This window comes from Vibrio sp. 10N.222.48.A3 (genome assembly GCF_041475345.1).
GTDB classification, from domain to species: domain Bacteria; phylum Pseudomonadota; class Gammaproteobacteria; order Enterobacterales; family Vibrionaceae; genus Vibrio; species Vibrio tasmaniensis_A.
Genome location: NZ_JBFRVX010001539.1, coordinates 1 through 453, shown reverse-complemented (window position 1 = coordinate 453; position 453 = coordinate 1). Strand labels below are relative to the sequence as shown.

The following is a 453-nucleotide window of genomic DNA, read 5'->3' as shown; positions in this document are numbered from 1 at the left end:
GGATTGGGATGCGGCTGTAGGTATGGGGTTCAACGGCCCAATTAATCAGTTGGCTGATATTACTGGACAGATGTTACTGCACAACATCGAACGTAATGATGGTAACCACATTAAAACTGAAATCAATATTGGTTTAAGAGCTTGGTTGCTGGCAAACATTGAAGTTAACGCCCGCCTTGGTCAACTCGTCGACAGCGACGACACGAGTTCAATTGTCGGTGTAGGGGCTCGCTTCCACTCAACAGAACAGCTTTCAGTAGGTATAGACCTTCGAAATAACGGTACTTACGGACACCAGTTCTTAATGTCAGCTCGATTTGGCTTTTAAGTCTATTCAACACTTATGATCCATCAGTGATCAAATGTTAAATTCGATTGTTTAAACGGTAACTTAAAGGCTAATAGTCTCGTGACCTATTGGCCTTAATGGCTGATTTTGCAACTAAAAACTAA

Annotated in this window: 1 pseudogene; it reads left to right on the top strand. The window is 41.9% G+C overall.

The window, feature by feature from the left end:
• Positions 1-328, top strand: a pseudogene (locus tag AB4653_RS27615) (hypothetical protein); the annotation flags it as partial.
• Positions 329-453: the final 125 nt, after the last annotated feature.